Here is a 16,408-nt window from a genome sequence, read left to right on the forward strand (position 1 = left end):
TGACACAACAAAGCCGTCGTGATTGACGGCTTTTTTGTGCGCTCACAATGCAGGATCAACCTTGCGCGGGCGCCCGCCCTTCTTGCCATTGGCGCGTGCGGCCTCAGCCTTGGCGGTGCTGCTCTGACGACCATTGCGCGAGGCGATTACCGACGCCGCCATCGACATCAATGGCTGACTGGCCGAAATCATCCCGGCGATGGAAACCTGCAGATCCTTGTCGTCATGGCACAGGGCGGTACCGGCGAAACCGAGTTTCACTCCGGCAAAATCTTCCGGCTGGAAATCAGCCAGTTCCGGATACAGATTCACCGGCAGCAGTACACCGCTGTCGTCTTCGAAATGGATCACCAGACACGGCGGGTGAAAGCTCACTGACACGGCTTGCAAGCTGCTGCGCCGACGCACGCCGCCACGATCGACAGCCTCGTCGAGGCGGTTTTGCGTAACCGGTCGGTCCGCCTGCAACCCGGCCTTGACTGTTTTCATAATTCGATCTCTATGCCTTCCTGAGCGCCAACCAGCGCAAGCAGGGTTTTGTTCACTTCAGGTTCGTAATACGCCGAAGCGATTCTGAACGTCGTGCTGGTCACTTGCCGCAGTACCGCGACCTCGTTCGCCTGCTCGTCCCACCATTGATTGTCGAGGCACGCCGTACGTAAACGACTCCACCAGATCCCCCGCGCGCGGCGCAGATGATCCGTTTGCCTTAGCGCCTGGCGCAGCCCTTCGAGTACCGCAACCGGCGGCCGCCGCGACAGCGGAATCACATCCCATAATTCGACGCCGTTGTGCCAGAAGCTGAATTTGAACCGCGCGCTCCATGCGCCGGCATCCACATGGGCATGGGGCGGGCAGTGCTCGTCGCGCAACATGATCACTACTGACAATCCTTTGTAACCACACACTTTCATGCTAACCCATCCGTTAGGTTAAAGAGTTTGTCGATTTGCCGTTCCCTGACAAATCCGACCATCGGCGCCAATGCCTGAAATGACCGCTAGGTTCCGAGCCTAGTGCGGGATGCAGAAAAGCCGCGCGCAAAACCGTAACCAATCCTTTCGCCACCTCGGTGATGTTCGATCATCGAACACAAAACGCAGCGCCGACCGCTGAGCAATTGCTTAAAGTAACCGGCTAGTACAATTTATATCCACAGGCCGAAACACTCGGCCGATGCCAAAAACAATAAGTGGAGTTTGTTCCCATGGCCCCTATCGTCCTGGTGCTTAACGGCCCGAACCTGAACCTGCTCGGCACCCGTGAGCCGGCGACCTACGGCCACGAAACCCTGGCCGACATCTCCGCCCTGTGCGGGCGCGCCGGCGAAGAATTCGGCCTGGCGGTGGAGTTTCGCCAGACCAACCACGAAGGCGAACTGCTCGACTGGATTCACGCCGCGCGTGGCCGCTGCGCCGGGATCGTGATCAATCCGGCAGCCTGGACACACACCTCAGTGGCGATCCGCGACGCGTTGGTCGCCAGCGAACTGCCGGTGATCGAGGTGCACCTGTCCAACGTCCACGCCCGCGAACCGTTTCGCCATCAGTCATTCGTTTCTGCAATCGCCACCGCGGTGATGTGCGGTTTTGGCAGCCATGGCTATCGACTGGCCCTGGAACATTTCAGCCAGCGACTGACCGGGAGACGCGCATGAGCCGCGCCAACGTGATACTCGCCGGATTGATCGGCGCCGGCATTCAGGCATCCCGCACCCCGGCGCTGCACGAGCACGAAGGTGATGAACAAGGCCTGCGTTACCTGTACCGGTTGATCGATCTCGATCAGCTGAAACTCGATAGCAACGCCCTGCCCGACCTGTTGCTGGCCGCCGAGCGCATGAACTACACCGGGCTGAATATCACCTTCCCGTGCAAGCAGGCGATCATGCCGCTGCTCGATGAGTTGTCGCCAGAAGCGCGCGGCATCGGCGCGGTCAACACCGTGGTGCTCAAGGACGGCAAACGTGTAGGACACAACACCGACTGCCTGGGATTCGCTGAAGGTTTTCGCCGAGGCCTACAAGACGCTGCCCGCGAACGTGTAGTCCAGATGGGCGCAGGTGGCGCCGGGGCGGCAGTCGCCCACGCGCTGTTGAGCGAAGGCGTACAGCAACTGAACATTTTTGATGTGGACGCCGAGCGCGCGCAAAGCCTGGCGCACAACCTTAACCAGCATTTCGGCGCGGCTCGCGCGGTGGCCGGACAGGATCTGCCGGGCACGCTGAATCAGGCTGATGGTTTGGTGAACACCACGCCAATGGGCATGGCTAAACTGCCAGGCACACCAGTGCCGGTCGAGCTGCTGCGGCGCGAGTTGTGGGTAGCGGAGATTGTGTATTTCCCGCTGGAAACCGAGTTGCTGCGCGCCGCCCGCGCCTTGGGTTGCCGCACGCTGGACGGCGGCAACATGGCAGTGTTTCAGGCGGTAAAGGCGTTCGAGTTGTTCAGCGGCGTGGTGCCGGATGCACAGCGCATGCTCGCGCATTTTCATAGCATGAATGGTTGAAAACGTTGAGGGAGGCCTGGGCCTCCCTCAATGCGTGTCACGCCTGCAAATAGCGCAAAACCGACTCGCAAATCATCTCGCGATGGCGCTGCTTGATGCCTTCATCCGGCAGATCAACCTGAAAGATCGCACCCAGCGTATGGCGGTTCGACACGCGATAGAAGCAGAACGAACTGATCAACAAATGCACATCCAGCGCGTCGAGTCCGGCGCGAAACAAGCCTTCAGCAGCACCGCGTCGCAGAATCTCGCTGAGCGAATCGAGGATCGTGTTGTTCATTGCCTTGATCGCATCCGAACGCTTCACGTACTCGGCGTTGTGGATGTTTTCGATGCTGACGATGCGCACGAAATCGACGTTGCGATCATGGTGGTCAAAGGTGAACTCCACCAAGCGGCGGATCGCTTCCACCGGTGGCAACTCGGCCAGGTGCAGACGGTTTTCCGTGGTGCGGATGTCGCCGTAAAGCTTTTCCAGCACCTCGACGTACAGCTGTTCCTTACTGCCGAAGTAGTAATAGATCATGCGTTTGGAGGTGTGGATGCGCTCGGCAATCGAATCGACGCGAGCACCGGACAGGCCCTGCTGGACGAACTCGACGATCGCCTCTTGCAGAATGTTTTCGCGGGTTTTTTCCGGGTTGTTCTTGCGACTTTTGCGCGGCTCGACGGCGGCTACAGCAGGTGCGGCGTCGGCGGCGGAAAGTTCTGAATTGATTGTCATCGCGGGCTCACGGCCATCACTGCACAGGCTGGCGATTATGGGCTGCGCGCCACAGTGAAGGAAGCCGCGCAGCCCGTGTTTAACGCCGCGTTTACGAAATACCTACAACTTCGCCTGGCGAACTGCGCCACTGCGTGCTTTGGCCATTGCCGCCAGCCGTACCGCCACGTTGGCCGCGCCATAACCGGCGTAGCCGTGCTTGCGCTGGATGATTTCGAAGAAGAAACGTCCTTCGAACGCTTCGGTGTAAACGTGGAACAGCTCGCCGCCCTGCGCATCGCGGTCGTACAACACGTTGTAGTAGGCCAGCTCGCTGAGGAATTCTTCATCAAAATCGAAGCGTGCAGCGAGGTCGTCGTAGTAGTTGAGCGGGATGTCCAGCAGCGGCACACCGGCCTCTTTCGCCCGGCTGACTTCCGCGAAGATGTCATCGCAATCGAAGGCAATGTGATGCACCCCGGAGCCGCGATAACTCGACAGTGCGTGTGAGATTGCGGTGTTACGGTTCTCGGAAATGTTCAGCGGCAAGCGGATCGAACTGTCACGGCTGCGCAGCGCGCGGCTCTTCACCAGACCGTACGGATCGGGCAGTACCACTTCGTCATCGGCGACGAAATCCAGCAGGCTTTTATAGAACAATACCCAGCTGTCGAGGCTGTCGGCCGGCAGCGCCATGGCCATGTGATCGATGCGTTTAAGACCACCGCCTGCGACCGCACCCGAGAGCATATTGAAGTCGGTGCCGTAGACATCCGCCTCCTCGTCCACCAGATAAATCAGGCTGCCGTCCGGTGCACGCACCGCGCCCAGCTCCAACTCATTGGGGCCGACCAGGCCGCGATATGGCTGACCTTTATAGGCCACTGCACGCGCCAGGGCTTTCGCACTGTCCTTGACCCGCACCGCCGTGGCACACAGCGACGGGCCATGAGCTTCGAAAAAACTGTTGGCGAAAGAATAAGGTTCGGAGTTCAGGATCAGGTTGATATCGCCCTGACGCAGCAGGCTCACGCTCTTGGAACGGTGCTGCCCGGCCTTGACGAAGCCCAGCCGCTCGAGCCAGTTCGACAGCTTGGCGCCGAGACTTTCATCCACGGCGAATTCCAGAAATTCGATGCCGTTGTACTCGCTGGCCTTCGGTGTTTCGAAGAGGATTTCGCGGTTATCCACAGGCCGGACATCTTGCTCCAGACGTTGGCGGGTCTTCTCTTCCAGATACAGCAGCGAACGCAACCCATCGGCCGCATTGGCTCGCGGTGGCGCGGCGCGGAAACCGTCGTTGAAGATTTCCAGCGACAGCGGCCCGGTGTAACCGCTCTGAATGATCGGCGCGAGAAAGCCAGGCAGATCGAATTCGCCCTGGCCGGGGAAGCAGCGGAAATGCCGGCTCCATTCGAGCACGTCCATGGCGAGGATCGGCGCGTCGGCCATTTGTACGAAGAAGATCTTGTCGCCGGGAATCTCGGCAATCGCGCGCGGATCGCCCTTGAGCGACAGCGTGTGAAAACTGTCGAGCAGCACGCCGAGGCTCGGATGATCAGCCTGACGCACAATGTCCCAGACCTGTTGATAAGTATTGACGTGACGCCCCCAGGCCAGCGCTTCGTAGCCGATACGCAAGCCACGGGCACCAGCATGTTCGGCCAGTAGTCGCAAATCATCGATGAGGACTTGTTGATCGCCAATGCTGTCCGGCGAGGCGTTGCTGCACACCAGCACCAAGTCCGTGCCGAGTTCCTGCATCAGGTCGAATTTGCGTTCAGCACGTTCCAGATTGCGTGCGAGGCGATCGCGGCGGCAGCCTTCGAAATCGCGGAACGGCTGAAACAGCGTGATGGCGATCCCGAGGTCGGCGCACATCTGTTTGATTTCACGCGGGCTGCCGTCGTAGTACAGGAGGTCGTTCTCGAAAATCTCCACCCCGTCGAACCCGGCGGCGGCAATCGCTTCGAGTTTTTCCGGCAGGGTTCCGCTCAAGGACACGGTGGCAATGGATCGCTGCATGTTTCAACTCCCGATGGAGACGTCGGCTACGTGGATTGCGCCGTTTTTATCATTGGGGGAAATTATTGGCTGCATGCCTGCGCACAGCAATTTAAAGTGTACTACCCGGTTAGTTTTGCGTGCGATTATCGAACACTAAGCCGTTTTGACGAATTGACGATTTTTCGTCCACTGCCCACCATCGACCCCACATTGAGTCCGGACGTGAACCATCGGTCGCAGTGTTAATGAGAAAACAACACCACATAACAAATTCAAAAACGGGTGGAACACATGATTCCTTCACAGACTTCCCGCATGGCTCCGGCCATGAGCACTGCCACCGGTGGCATCGGCGACAAGATCCGTGGCGCCATGGCCGTCGGCAAGACCCGTTGGGGCATGCTGGCGTTGGTGTTTTTCGCCACCACCCTGAACTACATCGACCGCGCCGCTCTTGGCGTCATGCAGCCCATCCTCGCCAAGGAAATGAGCTGGACGGCGATGGATTACGCCAACATCAACTTCTGGTTTCAGGTCGGCTACGCCATCGGTTTCGTGCTGCAAGGGCGGCTGATCGACCGGGTCGGCGTCAAGCGCGTGTTCTTCTGCGCCGTACTGTTGTGGAGCCTGGCCACCGGCGCACACGGTCTGGCGACTTCAGCGGTCGGCTTCATGGTCTGCCGGTTTATCCTCGGCCTGACCGAAGCGGCGAACTACCCGGCCTGCGTGAAAACCACGCGCCTGTGGTTCCCGGCCGGCGAACGCGCAGTGGCCACCGGCATTTTCAACGCCGGCACCAACGTCGGCGCGATGTTTACCCCGATGCTGTTGCCGCTGGTGCTGCATGTGTGGGGCTGGCAAGCCGCGTTCCTGTGCATGGCGGCACTTGGCGGCATCTGGCTGCTGTTCTGGGGCCTGAAGTATTTCAATCCGGAAGATCACCCGAGCGTTAAACAGTCGGAGCTGGATTACATTCAGCAAGAGGCCGAACCGGAACAGCCCGCCGTGCCATTCTCGAAAATCCTGCGCATGCGCGGCACCTGGGCCTTCGCTATTGCCTATGCGCTGACCGCGCCGGTATTCTGGTTTTACCTGTACTGGCTGCCGCCGTTTCTCAATCAGCAATACAACCTGGGCATCAACGTGACCCAGATGGGTATTCCGCTGATCATCATCTACGTGACGGCTGACTTCGGCAGTGTCGGTGGCGGGATTCTGTCTTCGTTCCTGATCGGGCGCGGCATGAACGCGATCAAGGCGCGGCTGCTGTCGATGTTGCTGTTCGCCTGCTGCATCATCGGCGTGGTGATGGCGGCCGGTTCGAGCAATCTGTGGGTGGCGGTCGCTGCAATATCACTGGCGATTGGCGCGCATCAGGCGTGGACGGCGAACATCTGGAGCCTGGTGATGGACTACACGCCCAAGCACATGATGAGCACCGTGTTTGGTTTCGGCGGCATGTGCGCAGCGATTGGCGGGATGTTCATGACCCAGATCGTCGGCCATATTCTCACCGTCACCCATAACAACTACACCGTATTGTTCACGCTGATTCCGGCGATGTACTTCCTCGCGCTGACCTGGATGTACTTCATGGCGCCGCGCAAAATCCCTACCATCACCGAGTAATTCTCCCGCTTGCGCTAACCGTGTAGGAGCTGCGGCACGCTGCGATCTTTTGATTTTGATTTTTCAGGATCAAAATATCGCAGCCTCGTTTCACTCGACAGCTCCTACAGGGGTTTGTGGTTTGTTTCTTCAGCGCCGGCTCTGTTGCCACGCTGCCGCCAGTCCGCTGCAACAGATCACCGCGATCCCGACCACTGTCAGCAAGGTCGGTGTGTGATCGAACAGCAACCAGCCCAACAACCCCGCAAACACTATCTGGCAATAACCGAACGGTGCCAGTAGCGCCGGTGCCGCATGGCGGAACGCCTGGGTCAGAAACAAATGCGCGGTCATCCCGCAACTGCCCAGCGCCAGCATCAACAACCCGTGGCCAAAACTCGGCACTTGCCAGAAGAACGGCACAATCGCGCTCATCACCAGCGTGTTGCACAACCCGGCGAAAAAGTTACTGGTAGTCGGGCTGTCGATCTCGCTGAGTTTGCGCGTCAGCAGTTGATAGAAGCAGAAGAACAGCGCCGAGCAGAACGGCAGCAAAATCGCGGCGGTAAACAGTTCGCCGCCGGGGTGGACGATGATCAGCACGCCGATGAAGCCGCAAATCACCGCGATCCATTGCCCGCGCGTTACGCGCTCCTTGAGCAACGGCACCGACAGCGCCGTGACCAGCACCGGCGCAAGAAAGTTGACCGCCGTGGCCTCGGCCAACGGGATGTACAGCAGCGCCGTGGTGAAAAACAGGCTGGTGCCGAGCAGGCACAACGCCCGCGCCAACTGCCATAACGGGCGCTTGGTGCGCAGGACGCGCAACCCGGACTGCGGCAGAAAAATCCCCGCCATCAATAACGTGTGCACCACATACCGCGCCCAGACCACCATCACGATCGGATAGAAACCCGAGAGGTATTTCGACAACGCGTCGTGGCTGGAAAACAGAAAAGTCGCGACGACAATCAGCAAGATCCCTTTGAAGGGTTGGTTGACACCTGATAACGGGGTGCTGACGGTCATTGGCGGTCTCTGAAAAAACGAAATGAGGAAAGAGCCTCAGTGACAATTTACAACTCACTTCCAAGTTAGCACGCACATCTATCCCGAACCGGTGCGAACAGCGCACACTTTCAATTGCGCCATGAATACCTGAGGGAGCGAGCCTGCTTACTCCTGCAAAAAACCGCTTCAAGGGAATTTGCTGCGCGCTCAGGGTTCTTACCCGTCAGCACGAGCAGTGTGCCATGCCCGGCAATAGACGGACGACCGGACTGGCGCCACACTCACACACCAGCAACACTCATCACCAAATACTTTTCACCACCAACAATCAGAGGATTCCCACATGCTATGGAAAAAAGGCCGACGCAGTGACAACGTCGTCGACGCCCGTGGTGATGGCGGGGGCGGTGGTGGCGGCATGCGCTTCGGTGGCGGCAAAGGCCTGAGCCTGGGCGCGATCCTGCTGATTGTCGGCATCGGCTGGATCACCGGGCAGGATCCGCTGCAGATCCTCGGTCAGCTCACCGGCCAAGGCACGCAGCAAGCAGCGCCGACTTCGCAGACTCGCCAGGCGCCTCCGGCCAACGATCAACAAGCCGAATTCGTGCGTTCGATCCTCGGTGATACCGAAGACACCTGGGGCGCGATTTTCCAGCAAGCCGGTCGCCAATACAAAGAGCCGACGCTGGTGCTGTTCAGCAGCCGAGTAAATTCCGCGTGTGGTCTGGCCACTTCGGCCACCGGCCCGTTCTATTGCCCGGCAGATCAGAAAGTCTATCTGGACATGGCGTTCTTCCAGGAAATGTCCCAGCGCTTCGAGGCTGCCGGCGACTTCGCTCAGGCCTACGTGATCGCGCACGAAGTCGGCCACCATGTGCAGACGCTGCTTGGTGTATCAGCGAAAATTCAGGCCGCGCGTCAGCAAGGTCGGCAGATGGAAGGCGACGGTGGTTTGCTGGTGCGTCAGGAACTGCAAGCCGATTGTCTGGCCGGCGTCTGGGCCAACAATGCTCAGAAGCGCCTGAACTGGCTGGAACCGGGTGACATCGAGGAAGCCATGAACGCAGCCAACGCCATCGGTGATGATCGCTTGCAACAACAGGGTCAGGGGCGCGTGGTGCCGGACTCCTTCACCCACGGTACGTCGGCGCAAAGGGTGCGCTGGTTCAAAACCGGATTCGCGCAAGGCCAGGTCGGCCAGTGCGACACCTTTGCGGCGAAAAACCTGTAAATGCATAAGTGGCTGTTGGCTTTACTGGTGATAGTCGGCACCGCGCAAGCGGCCGGCGTTGATGCGATCAGCCCCGGGCGCCTGCAACTGCAGGCAGGGGAAATGGCCGTGGGCATCGGCCCGGCGCCGACGAAAATCGAGCGGGTGCTGATCGTCATTCATGGCCGCTTGCGCAATGCCGAGACCTATCGCAAGAGCGCCGAAAGCGCCGCCGAACTGGCCGGGCAATCTGTCAACACGCTGGTGATCGCGCCGCAGTTTCTCAATGAAAGTGACGTCGCGCTGTATTCGTTGCCGGCCAGTGTTTTGCGCTGGACCGGCAATGAATGGATGGGTGGCGGCTTATCCACCGGGCCGAATCCGCTGAGTTCCTACGCGGCGCTGGATGAAATCGTCGCGCGCCTGGCCGACCGCAAGCAGTTTCCGGATGTGAAACAGGTGGTGATTTTCGGTCATTCCGGCGGTGGTCAAGTCGTGCAGCGCTACGCCCTGCTCGCCCGTGAACAACCGGCGCTCAAAGCCAACGGCATTCGGCTGCGCTATGTGGTGGCCAATCCATCTTCTTATGCGTACTTCAACGAACAGCGGCCGGTGGCGTTCGATCATGCCAAGTGCGCAGGTTTCAATCGCTGGAAGTACGGTCTGGCGGATGCGCCGATCTACGCCGGTGGGCAATCGCCCGCGCAGCTTGAAAGCAGTTATGTGAAACGCGAGGTCATTTACCTGTTGGGCCGGCAGGACACTGATCCACAGCATCCGGCGCTGGACAAGAGTTGTTCCGCTAAAGCCCAAGGGGCTTATCGACTGGAACGCGGGAAGCTGTTTTTCAGCTATCTGCTGCGCCGGCATCCGGAAGGGGTCAATCAGCGGCTGATTGAAGTGCCGGGGGTCGGGCATGACGGCGATGGGATGTTGACCTCGCCTGAGGGGCAGAGAGCTTTGTTTGGCCAGTGACATTTGTGGTGGCTGATCGGGCCCTATCGCTGGCAAGTCGAATCGTCGCACCGCAGCTCCCACAGGGATTGTTGTCGTTCACGAATTTTGAATACAACCCGAATCCTGTGGGAGCTGGCTTGCCAGCGATGAGGCCCTGACAGACCACAAAAATCTCAAGCCAAAAGCATCCGCCGCAACTCGACACAATCCCTGGCATGCCAATCCGTGAGCTCCGGCCACGGATTATCCGGCAGATTCACCAGCACCGTCCGTGCCCCAGCGGCACGACCGCAATCCAGATCAAAGCGGTAATCGCCGACCATCACCATCTCACTGGCCGGCACCGCCCAGGCATCCGCCAATTTCAGCAATCCGCCCGGATGCGGTTTTGGCGGCGCGTCATCACGGCCCAATACGTCCTCCACCGAGAAACAGTCCGCAAGGCCGATAGCTTCAAGCGTCACATGCGCCAACTCCCGCGCATTGCGGGTCAGGATGCCGAGCCGATAACCACGCTGATGCAGATCGCGCACCAGCTCCACCGCACCGGCCGCCGGGGTGGAACCCAACGCCAGATCGCGCTCATGTTCCAGCAGCCACGCATGTTTCGCCGCCGCTTCATCGGCAGGCAGCGCGGCCAGATGCGTAAGAATGTCGTCCTCCGCCGGGATCGCCAACGCCACCCGGATCGCCGCGAAATCATGCACCGCGACGGTCAGAGTGCCGTCCATGTCGAACACCCAATACCGCACATCCGCCAGACTCATGCCCAATCCTTGCGATGGCGGATCAAACCTTCCTGCGTCACCGATGCCACCAGTTGCCCGGCGCGGTTATACACGCTGCCACGGGAGAACCCACGGGAATTGCCGGCCCACGGACTATCCATCGCGTAGAGCAACCAGTCATCGGCGCGCAGGTCATTGTGGAACCACAGCGCGTGGTCGAGGCTGGCGACCTGCATGTCTTTCTGCCAGACCGATTTGCCGTGGGGCAACATCGACGTAGTCAGCAGACCGAAGTCCGACGCGTAGGCCAGCAGGTATTTATGCAGCGCCGGCAAATCAGCCAGAGCGCCGTCGGCGCGGAACCACACGTATTTGACCGGATCAGCCGGTTGCGGGTTGTACGGGTCTTTTTCGGTGACCGGGCGCACTTCAATCGGTTTCGGGCACAGCAGCTTTTCGCGCATGTGCTCGGGAATCAAGTGTGCGCGCTGCTGGAACAACTCCAGCTCGGAGGGCAGGTTTTCCGGCCCGACCACTTGCGGCATCTGGCTCTGGTGCTCGAAGCCTTCTTCATCGTATTGAAACGACGCACTGCAGGTGAAAATCGGGTGACCCTTCTGGATCGCCGTGACCCGGCGCGTGCTGAAACTGCCGCCGTCACGCACGCGATCAACCGAGTACACCACCGGCAACTTGGCGTCGCCCGGACGCAAAAAATAGCCGTGCATCGAGTGCACATGCCGCGCCTCTTCAACGGTCTGACTGGCCGCCGACAGCGACTGGCCGAGTACCTGGCCGCCGAACAACTGACGGAACCCCAAGTCCTGACTGCGGCCACGGAACAGGTTTTCCTCGATCGGTTCAAGGGTCAGCAGATCCACCAGATCTTCCAGCACTTGGCTCATTCAGACTCTCCTCACACAAAGCAATGCCGCGCAGTCTTGGCTGCGGCGGGCGATTCAGGTTCTGGCCGACGCCATGATGATGGCGGCCATTGTAAACGTCCGCGCCTGCTTATCCATGCAAGGTTTGTAGCCACTGCTCCCTCGTGATGCGGTACAGCACATGCCGACGTAACGGGTGATCGACGGCAAGTTTCGGGTGTTCAAAATCATCGTCCGGCGCGTGATGCATGCCAATGGCCTGCATGACTTTTTGCGACGGCAGATTGGTTGCACTGGTGAACGACACCACTTCCTTCAACGCGACCCGGTCAAAGCCGCAGCGCAGAGCGGTCCACGCCGCTTCACTGGCATAACCCAGGCCCCAATGTTCCTTGGCCAGACGCCAGCCGATTTCCACTGCCGGTGTAAACGGTGCGTCGAAACCGACCACGCCGAGGCCGGTGAAACCGATGAACTGGCCGGTGTCCTTGCGCTCCAGCGCCCACAAACCGTAACCGTGCTCGGAGAAATGCCCGCGCACTCGACCGATCAGCGCGGCGCTTTCCAGTCGGCTCAAGCGTGCAGGAAAGTAGCGCATCACCTGCGGATCGGCGCACATCGCCGCAAACTCGGGCAAATCCTCGTCCTGCCATTGGCGCAGCAACAGCCTCGCGCTTTCCAGCTCCAGTATCGGTTCCATCCCGCCCCTCCGCTTGATGCCGCCAGTCTACATCGCTGGTAGGCTTTGCACTCTTTCCTACAGCCTTTGTGAATAGTCCTGCCATGCCGTTGCCGCTGATCTACCACGAAGACTACAGCCCCGAGTTTCCGGCGGATCACCGCTTCCCGATGGACAAGTTTCGCCTGCTGCGCGATCACCTGGTGGATAGCGGCCTGACGCGCGACGAACAACTGCTGCGCCCGGAGCTGTGTGCGAACGACATCCTCGCCCTCGCCCATGACCGTAGCTATATCGAACGTTACATGAGCGGCGAGTTGTCCCGCGAAGACCAGCGGCGCCTCGGCCTGCCGTGGAGCGAAGCGCTGGCGCGGCGTACGGTGCGCGCAGTTGGTGGCTCGTTGCTCGCCGCGGAAAAGGCTTTGGAACATGGCCTGGCCTGCCACCTGGCTGGCGGCACTCATCACGCGCATTACGACTACCCGGCCGGTTTCTGCATCTTCAATGACCTGGCGATCATCAGTCAGTACCTGCTGCAAAGCGGCAGGGTCAACCGCGTGCTGATCTTCGACTGCGACGTGCATCAGGGCGATGGCACCGCACGGATTCTGCACAACACCCCGGAAGCGATCACCGTTTCCCTGCATTGCGAAAAGAATTTTCCTGCACGCAAAGCGGAAAGTGACTGGGATATTCCGTTGCCCAAAGGCATGGGCGATGCCGATTACCTGAACGTCGTCGACGATGCGCTCAACTATTTGCTGCCGCTGTATCAACCGGATCTGGTGCTGTACGACGCCGGGGTCGATGTGCATAAGGACGACGCCCTCGGTTACCTGCAACTGACCGACGCCGGCGTCGCTGCTCGCGATGAAAGCGTGATGCGCCATTGCCTGGGCCGCGACATCCCGCTGGTTGGCGTGATCGGCGGCGGTTACAGCAAGGATCGCCAGGCCCTCGCCCGCCGCCACGGCATCCTGCATCACAGCGCTCAACGGGTGTGGCAGTCATCCGGTTGTCATTGAGTTGTGCTGCGTTACCCACAATCGCTGTGGAACGGCCTGTGGATAACCTGAGTGAAAGCGACTACAGCCCTTGATAGCTATAGCTCACAGCACAGCGGTTAATTTTTAACCAACCCGTGTAGGAGCTGCCGAAGGCCGCGATCTTTTGATCTTGCGTTTCAACAATCAAAGTCAAAAGATCGCAGCCTGCGGCAGCTCCTACAGGGATCTCCACTGTTAGAATGCGCGCCATATTCCGCCATACCGCAGCGCACGTCATGACTCAGATTCCTGCCACCTCCTCCGCTCACGTCGCCATCATTGGTGGCGGCCCCGCCGGCCTGATGGCGGCCGAAGTGTTGAGTCAGGCCGGCGTGCAGGTCGATCTGTACGACGGCATGCCCTCGGTCGGTCGCAAGTTCCTGCTCGCTGGCGTCGGCGGCATGAACATCACCCATTCCGAAGCCTACCCGGCATTCCTCGCGCGCTACGCCGAACGCGCCCCGCAAATCGCCCCGCTGTTGCGCGCGTTCGACGCCGATGCGTTGTGCCGCTGGATTCACGATCTGGGCATCGAAACCTTCATCGGCAGCTCCGGCCGCGTGTTCCCCACCGACATGAAAGCCGCGCCGTTGCTGCGCGCCTGGCTCAAACGCCTGCGCGACAGCGGCGTAGTTATCCACACCCGCCACCGCTGGCTCGGTTGGGATGCCAGCGGCGCACTGCGCATCGACAGCCCGGACGGCGAGAAAACCCTGCACCCCGACGCGACCCTGCTCGCCCTCGGCGGCGGCAGTTGGTCGCGGCTCGGTTCCGACGGTGCGTGGATGTTGCCATTGGAGCACCGCGGTGTAGGACTAGCGCCGTTGCAGCCGAGTAATTGTGGCTTCGAGGTGCAGGCCTGGAGCGAATTGCTGGTGAGTAAATTCGCTGGCACACCGCTGAAAAATATCGCCATTGGTTTGAACGACGACAACCCGCGTCTGGGTGAATGCGTGATCACCGCGACCGGAATTGAAGGCAGTCTGATTTACGCCTTGTCGGCGCCGATGCGCGAGGCGATCAATCAGCATGGCTCGGCGACGATCCATATTGATCTGCTGCCGGGCCGACCTGTGGATAAGGTTCAGGCTGCGTTGAGCAAACCGCGTGGCTCGCGCTCGATGGCCAAGCATCTGCACAGTCAGTTGGGAATTGATGGGGTGAAAGCAGCGTTGTTGCGTGAGTTGACTGACGCTGCCACGTTTGCCGACCCGGCGCTGCTGGCTCGGGCGATCAAGGCATTGCCGCTGACGGTGGTGAAAACCCGGCCGCTGGACGAAGCGATCAGCAGCGCAGGAGGCGTGACGTTCGAGGCGATGGATGAGCGGTTGATGCTCAAGGCGTTACCGGGGGTGTTTTGCGCGGGTGAAATGATCGATTGGGAAGCGCCGACTGGCGGGTATTTGCTGACGGGGTGTTTTGCCAGTGGGCGGGCGGCGGGGTTGGGGATGTTGGAGTGGTTACGGCGCGGGAATTGAGTGTACCCATTGCCCTCACCCCAGCCCTCTCCCCCCAGGAGAGGGAGCCGACCGAGGTGTCTGGCGTCATACATCGACCTGAATGACCGAGTCGATTATGGATTCGGAAAGCAGTGTCAGGTCGATGGATTTCTGAAGCATCCCCCAATCAGTCCCCTCTCCCTCCGGGCGGTCCGACGTTTCGGGAGGGTTAGGGTGAGGGGCTTTTGATCTTTAAGGCTTACGCTTACGCGGCCCGGTATTGAACACCGGCACCTTGCGCACAGGCTTGACCGCCACCTCAGGCGCCGGCGTATCGCCGCTGTCCACCCATTTGCCTAGATTGCGCTTGCCGCCACCGGAAACCTTGGGCTTTTTCGGTTTCTTCGGCTTCTTGATCACCTGACCGCTGGCATCCGTTTCCGGCACCCGATGCTCAGGCACAAAGTCCGGCTCGATCTCGCGCTTCAAGGTGCTGCGGGTCAGCGTTTCAATCGCCGACAGCATGTTCACTTCGTCAGCACACACCAGCGAAATCGCCTCGCCAGTCGCGCCCGCGCGGCCAGTGCGGCCGATACGGTGGATGTAATCCTCGGCCACGATCGGCAGGTCGAAGTTGACCACCAACGGCAGATCTTCGATGTCCAGACCCCGCGCAGCAACATCAGTCGCCACCAGAATCTGCACTTCACTCGCCTTGAAACGGTCCAGCGCACGCTGGCGGGTCGCCTGCGGTTTGTCGCCATGGATGCCGTCGGCATTCACGCCGAGGCCCTGAAGTTTTTCCACCAGCGCATCCACGCCGTTGCGTGTCTTGGCGAACACCAGCACTTGCTTCCATTTGCTCTTGCGCATCAGGTGTACGAACAGTTCAGCCTTGCGCTTCTTGTCCACCGTCACCACCCATTGCTTGACGGTGTTGGCGGCAACGTTGCGCGGGCTGACTTCGATGCTCAGCGGATCGTTGAGCATCTGCCCGGCCAGCAAGCGGATGTCATCGGAGAAGGTCGCGGAGAACAGCAGCGTCTGACGTTTTTTCGGCAGCGCGCGGTAGATGTTGCCCAGTTCTTCGGAGAAACCGAGGTCGAGCATGCGGTCGGCTTCATCCAGCACCAGGGTTTGCAGCTGATTGAATTTCAGTGCCTTCTGGCGGTACAGATCGAGCAAGCGACCCGGCGTGGCCACCAGCACATCGACGCCGCCGCGCAGCTTCATCATTTGCGGGTTGATGCTGACGCCGCCATACACCGCGTAGGTGCGCAGCGGCAGGTTCTCGGCGTACTGACGCACGGCTTCGTGAACCTGCTCAGCCAGTTCGCGGGTCGGCACCAGGATCAGCGCGCGCGCCGAGTTGGCAGCGACTTTCGGCCCTTCCATGCTCAGCAGTTGCAACAGCGGCAAGGCGAAACCGGCGGTCTTGCCGGTGCCGGTCTGGGCCGCAGCCATCAGGTCGCGACCGGCCAGCACCGCCGGAATGGCTTGCGCCTGCACCGGCGTCGGGGTCTGGTAGCCGAGCGTCTCGAGGGAGCGCAGCAAGGGTTCGATCAGGCCAAGGGAGGCGAAAGTCATGGAAGTACCGTAGGAAAATTCAGCGCGATTGTGCAAAACGA

Annotated in this window: 17 protein-coding genes; 7 read left to right on the forward strand and 10 right to left on the reverse strand. The window is 60.2% G+C overall.

All coding sequences use genetic code 11. The features are described from left to right. Positions 1-42 precede the first annotated feature (42 nt). Both ACOI8A_RS24895 and ACOI8A_RS24900 read right to left on the reverse strand, forming a co-directional pair. A complete protein-coding gene (locus ACOI8A_RS24895; RefSeq protein WP_420648484.1) occupies positions 43-489 on the reverse strand; it encodes a DUF2442 domain-containing protein in 447 nt (148 codons plus the stop codon). Further along, positions 486-914 (reverse strand): DUF4160 domain-containing protein, encoded by a 429-nt coding sequence (locus ACOI8A_RS24900; RefSeq protein WP_420648485.1) that lies wholly within the window; start codon positions 912-914, stop codon positions 486-488. Before ACOI8A_RS24900 ends, ACOI8A_RS24895 begins: the two co-directional genes overlap by 4 nt. A gap of 293 nt (positions 915-1,207) precedes the next feature. Between ACOI8A_RS24900 and aroQ the strand changes: the two genes are divergently transcribed. Both aroQ and ACOI8A_RS24910 read left to right on the forward strand, forming a co-directional pair. Beyond that, the gene (gene aroQ / locus ACOI8A_RS24905; RefSeq protein WP_420648486.1) at positions 1,208-1,657 is read left to right on the forward strand and encodes a type II 3-dehydroquinate dehydratase; all 450 of its coding nucleotides are present in this window, start codon (positions 1,208-1,210) and stop codon (positions 1,655-1,657) included. Next, positions 1,654-2,508 (forward strand): shikimate dehydrogenase, encoded by an 855-nt coding sequence (locus ACOI8A_RS24910; RefSeq protein WP_420648487.1) that lies wholly within the window; start codon positions 1,654-1,656, stop codon positions 2,506-2,508. Before aroQ ends, ACOI8A_RS24910 begins: the two co-directional genes overlap by 4 nt. 37 nt (positions 2,509-2,545) lie before the next feature. Here ACOI8A_RS24910 and ACOI8A_RS24915 read toward each other — a convergent pair whose 3' ends face one another. Together ACOI8A_RS24915 and quiC are read right to left on the reverse strand one after the other, a co-directional pair. Beyond that, positions 2,546-3,232: a TetR family transcriptional regulator gene (locus tag ACOI8A_RS24915; protein ID WP_420648488.1), complete on the reverse strand. Its 687-nt coding sequence runs from the start codon at positions 3,230-3,232 to the stop codon at positions 2,546-2,548. 102 nt (positions 3,233-3,334) lie between these two features. Then, positions 3,335-5,236 (reverse strand): 3-dehydroshikimate dehydratase QuiC, encoded by a 1,902-nt coding sequence (gene quiC / locus ACOI8A_RS24920; protein ID WP_420651376.1) that lies wholly within the window; start codon positions 5,234-5,236, stop codon positions 3,335-3,337. Between the two features lie 273 nt (positions 5,237-5,509). Here quiC and ACOI8A_RS24925 point away from each other — a divergent pair, with 273 nt between their 5' ends. Continuing rightward, positions 5,510-6,847 carry an MFS transporter gene (locus ACOI8A_RS24925; protein ID WP_420648490.1) on the forward strand — a complete coding sequence of 446 codons (1,338 nt, stop codon included), beginning with the start codon at positions 5,510-5,512 and terminating at the stop codon, positions 6,845-6,847. A 129-nt stretch (positions 6,848-6,976) separates the two neighbouring features. Here the strand turns inward: ACOI8A_RS24925 and ACOI8A_RS24930 are convergent, their stop codons facing one another. Next, on the reverse strand, positions 6,977-7,855 hold the full coding sequence (locus tag ACOI8A_RS24930) for a DMT family transporter (protein ID WP_420648491.1): 879 nt from the start codon (positions 7,853-7,855) through the stop codon (positions 6,977-6,979). Between the two features lie 325 nt (positions 7,856-8,180). On the opposite strand from ACOI8A_RS24930, the gene ACOI8A_RS24935 reads away from it, so the two are divergent. Both ACOI8A_RS24935 and ACOI8A_RS24940 read left to right on the forward strand, forming a co-directional pair. Then, entirely contained in the window at positions 8,181-9,068 is an 888-nt protein-coding gene (locus tag ACOI8A_RS24935; protein WP_420648492.1) for a neutral zinc metallopeptidase, read from the forward strand. Then, entirely contained in the window at positions 9,069-10,022 is a 954-nt protein-coding gene (locus ACOI8A_RS24940; protein ID WP_420648493.1) for an alpha/beta fold hydrolase, read from the forward strand. 155 nt (positions 10,023-10,177) lie between these two features. Here the strand turns inward: ACOI8A_RS24940 and ACOI8A_RS24945 are convergent, their stop codons facing one another. From ACOI8A_RS24945 to ACOI8A_RS24955, 3 genes are all read right to left on the reverse strand, one after another. Further along, positions 10,178-10,771: an HAD family hydrolase gene (locus ACOI8A_RS24945; protein ID WP_420648494.1), complete on the reverse strand. Its 594-nt coding sequence runs from the start codon at positions 10,769-10,771 to the stop codon at positions 10,178-10,180. Next, positions 10,768-11,637 carry an acyl-CoA thioesterase II gene (tesB, locus tag ACOI8A_RS24950; RefSeq protein WP_420648495.1) on the reverse strand — a complete coding sequence of 290 codons (870 nt, stop codon included), beginning with the start codon at positions 11,635-11,637 and terminating at the stop codon, positions 10,768-10,770. The genes ACOI8A_RS24945 and tesB overlap by 4 nt, the downstream gene beginning before the upstream one ends. A 109-nt stretch (positions 11,638-11,746) precedes the next feature. After that, positions 11,747-12,316 (reverse strand): GNAT family N-acetyltransferase, encoded by a 570-nt coding sequence (locus ACOI8A_RS24955; RefSeq protein ID WP_420648496.1) that lies wholly within the window; start codon positions 12,314-12,316, stop codon positions 11,747-11,749. A gap of 83 nt (positions 12,317-12,399) precedes the next feature. Here ACOI8A_RS24955 and ACOI8A_RS24960 point away from each other — a divergent pair, with 83 nt between their 5' ends. After that, the gene (locus ACOI8A_RS24960; protein ID WP_420648497.1) at positions 12,400-13,320 is read left to right on the forward strand and encodes a histone deacetylase; all 921 of its coding nucleotides are present in this window, start codon (positions 12,400-12,402) and stop codon (positions 13,318-13,320) included. Positions 13,321-13,381: 61 nt separating this feature from the next. On the opposite strand, the gene ACOI8A_RS24965 is transcribed toward ACOI8A_RS24960, so the two are convergent. Next, entirely contained in the window at positions 13,382-13,579 is a 198-nt protein-coding gene (locus ACOI8A_RS24965; RefSeq protein ID WP_420648498.1) for a hypothetical protein, read from the reverse strand. On the opposite strand from ACOI8A_RS24965, the gene ACOI8A_RS24970 reads away from it, so the two are divergent. Further along, positions 13,578-14,819, forward strand: coding sequence for a TIGR03862 family flavoprotein (locus tag ACOI8A_RS24970; RefSeq protein ID WP_420651375.1), 1,242 nt, complete (start codon positions 13,578-13,580; stop codon positions 14,817-14,819). The genes ACOI8A_RS24965 and ACOI8A_RS24970 overlap by 2 nt on opposite strands. A gap of 213 nt (positions 14,820-15,032) precedes the next feature. Here ACOI8A_RS24970 and ACOI8A_RS24975 read toward each other — a convergent pair whose 3' ends face one another. Then, positions 15,033-16,367, reverse strand: a complete 1,335-nt coding sequence (locus ACOI8A_RS24975; RefSeq protein WP_420648500.1) for a DEAD/DEAH box helicase — start codon at positions 16,365-16,367, stop codon at positions 15,033-15,035. Positions 16,368-16,408: the final 41 nt, after the last annotated feature.

The sequence above is a fragment of the Pseudomonas sp. P4795 genome, assembly GCF_048822895.1.
In the GTDB taxonomy this organism is placed as follows: Bacteria; Pseudomonadota; Gammaproteobacteria; order Pseudomonadales; family Pseudomonadaceae; genus Aquipseudomonas.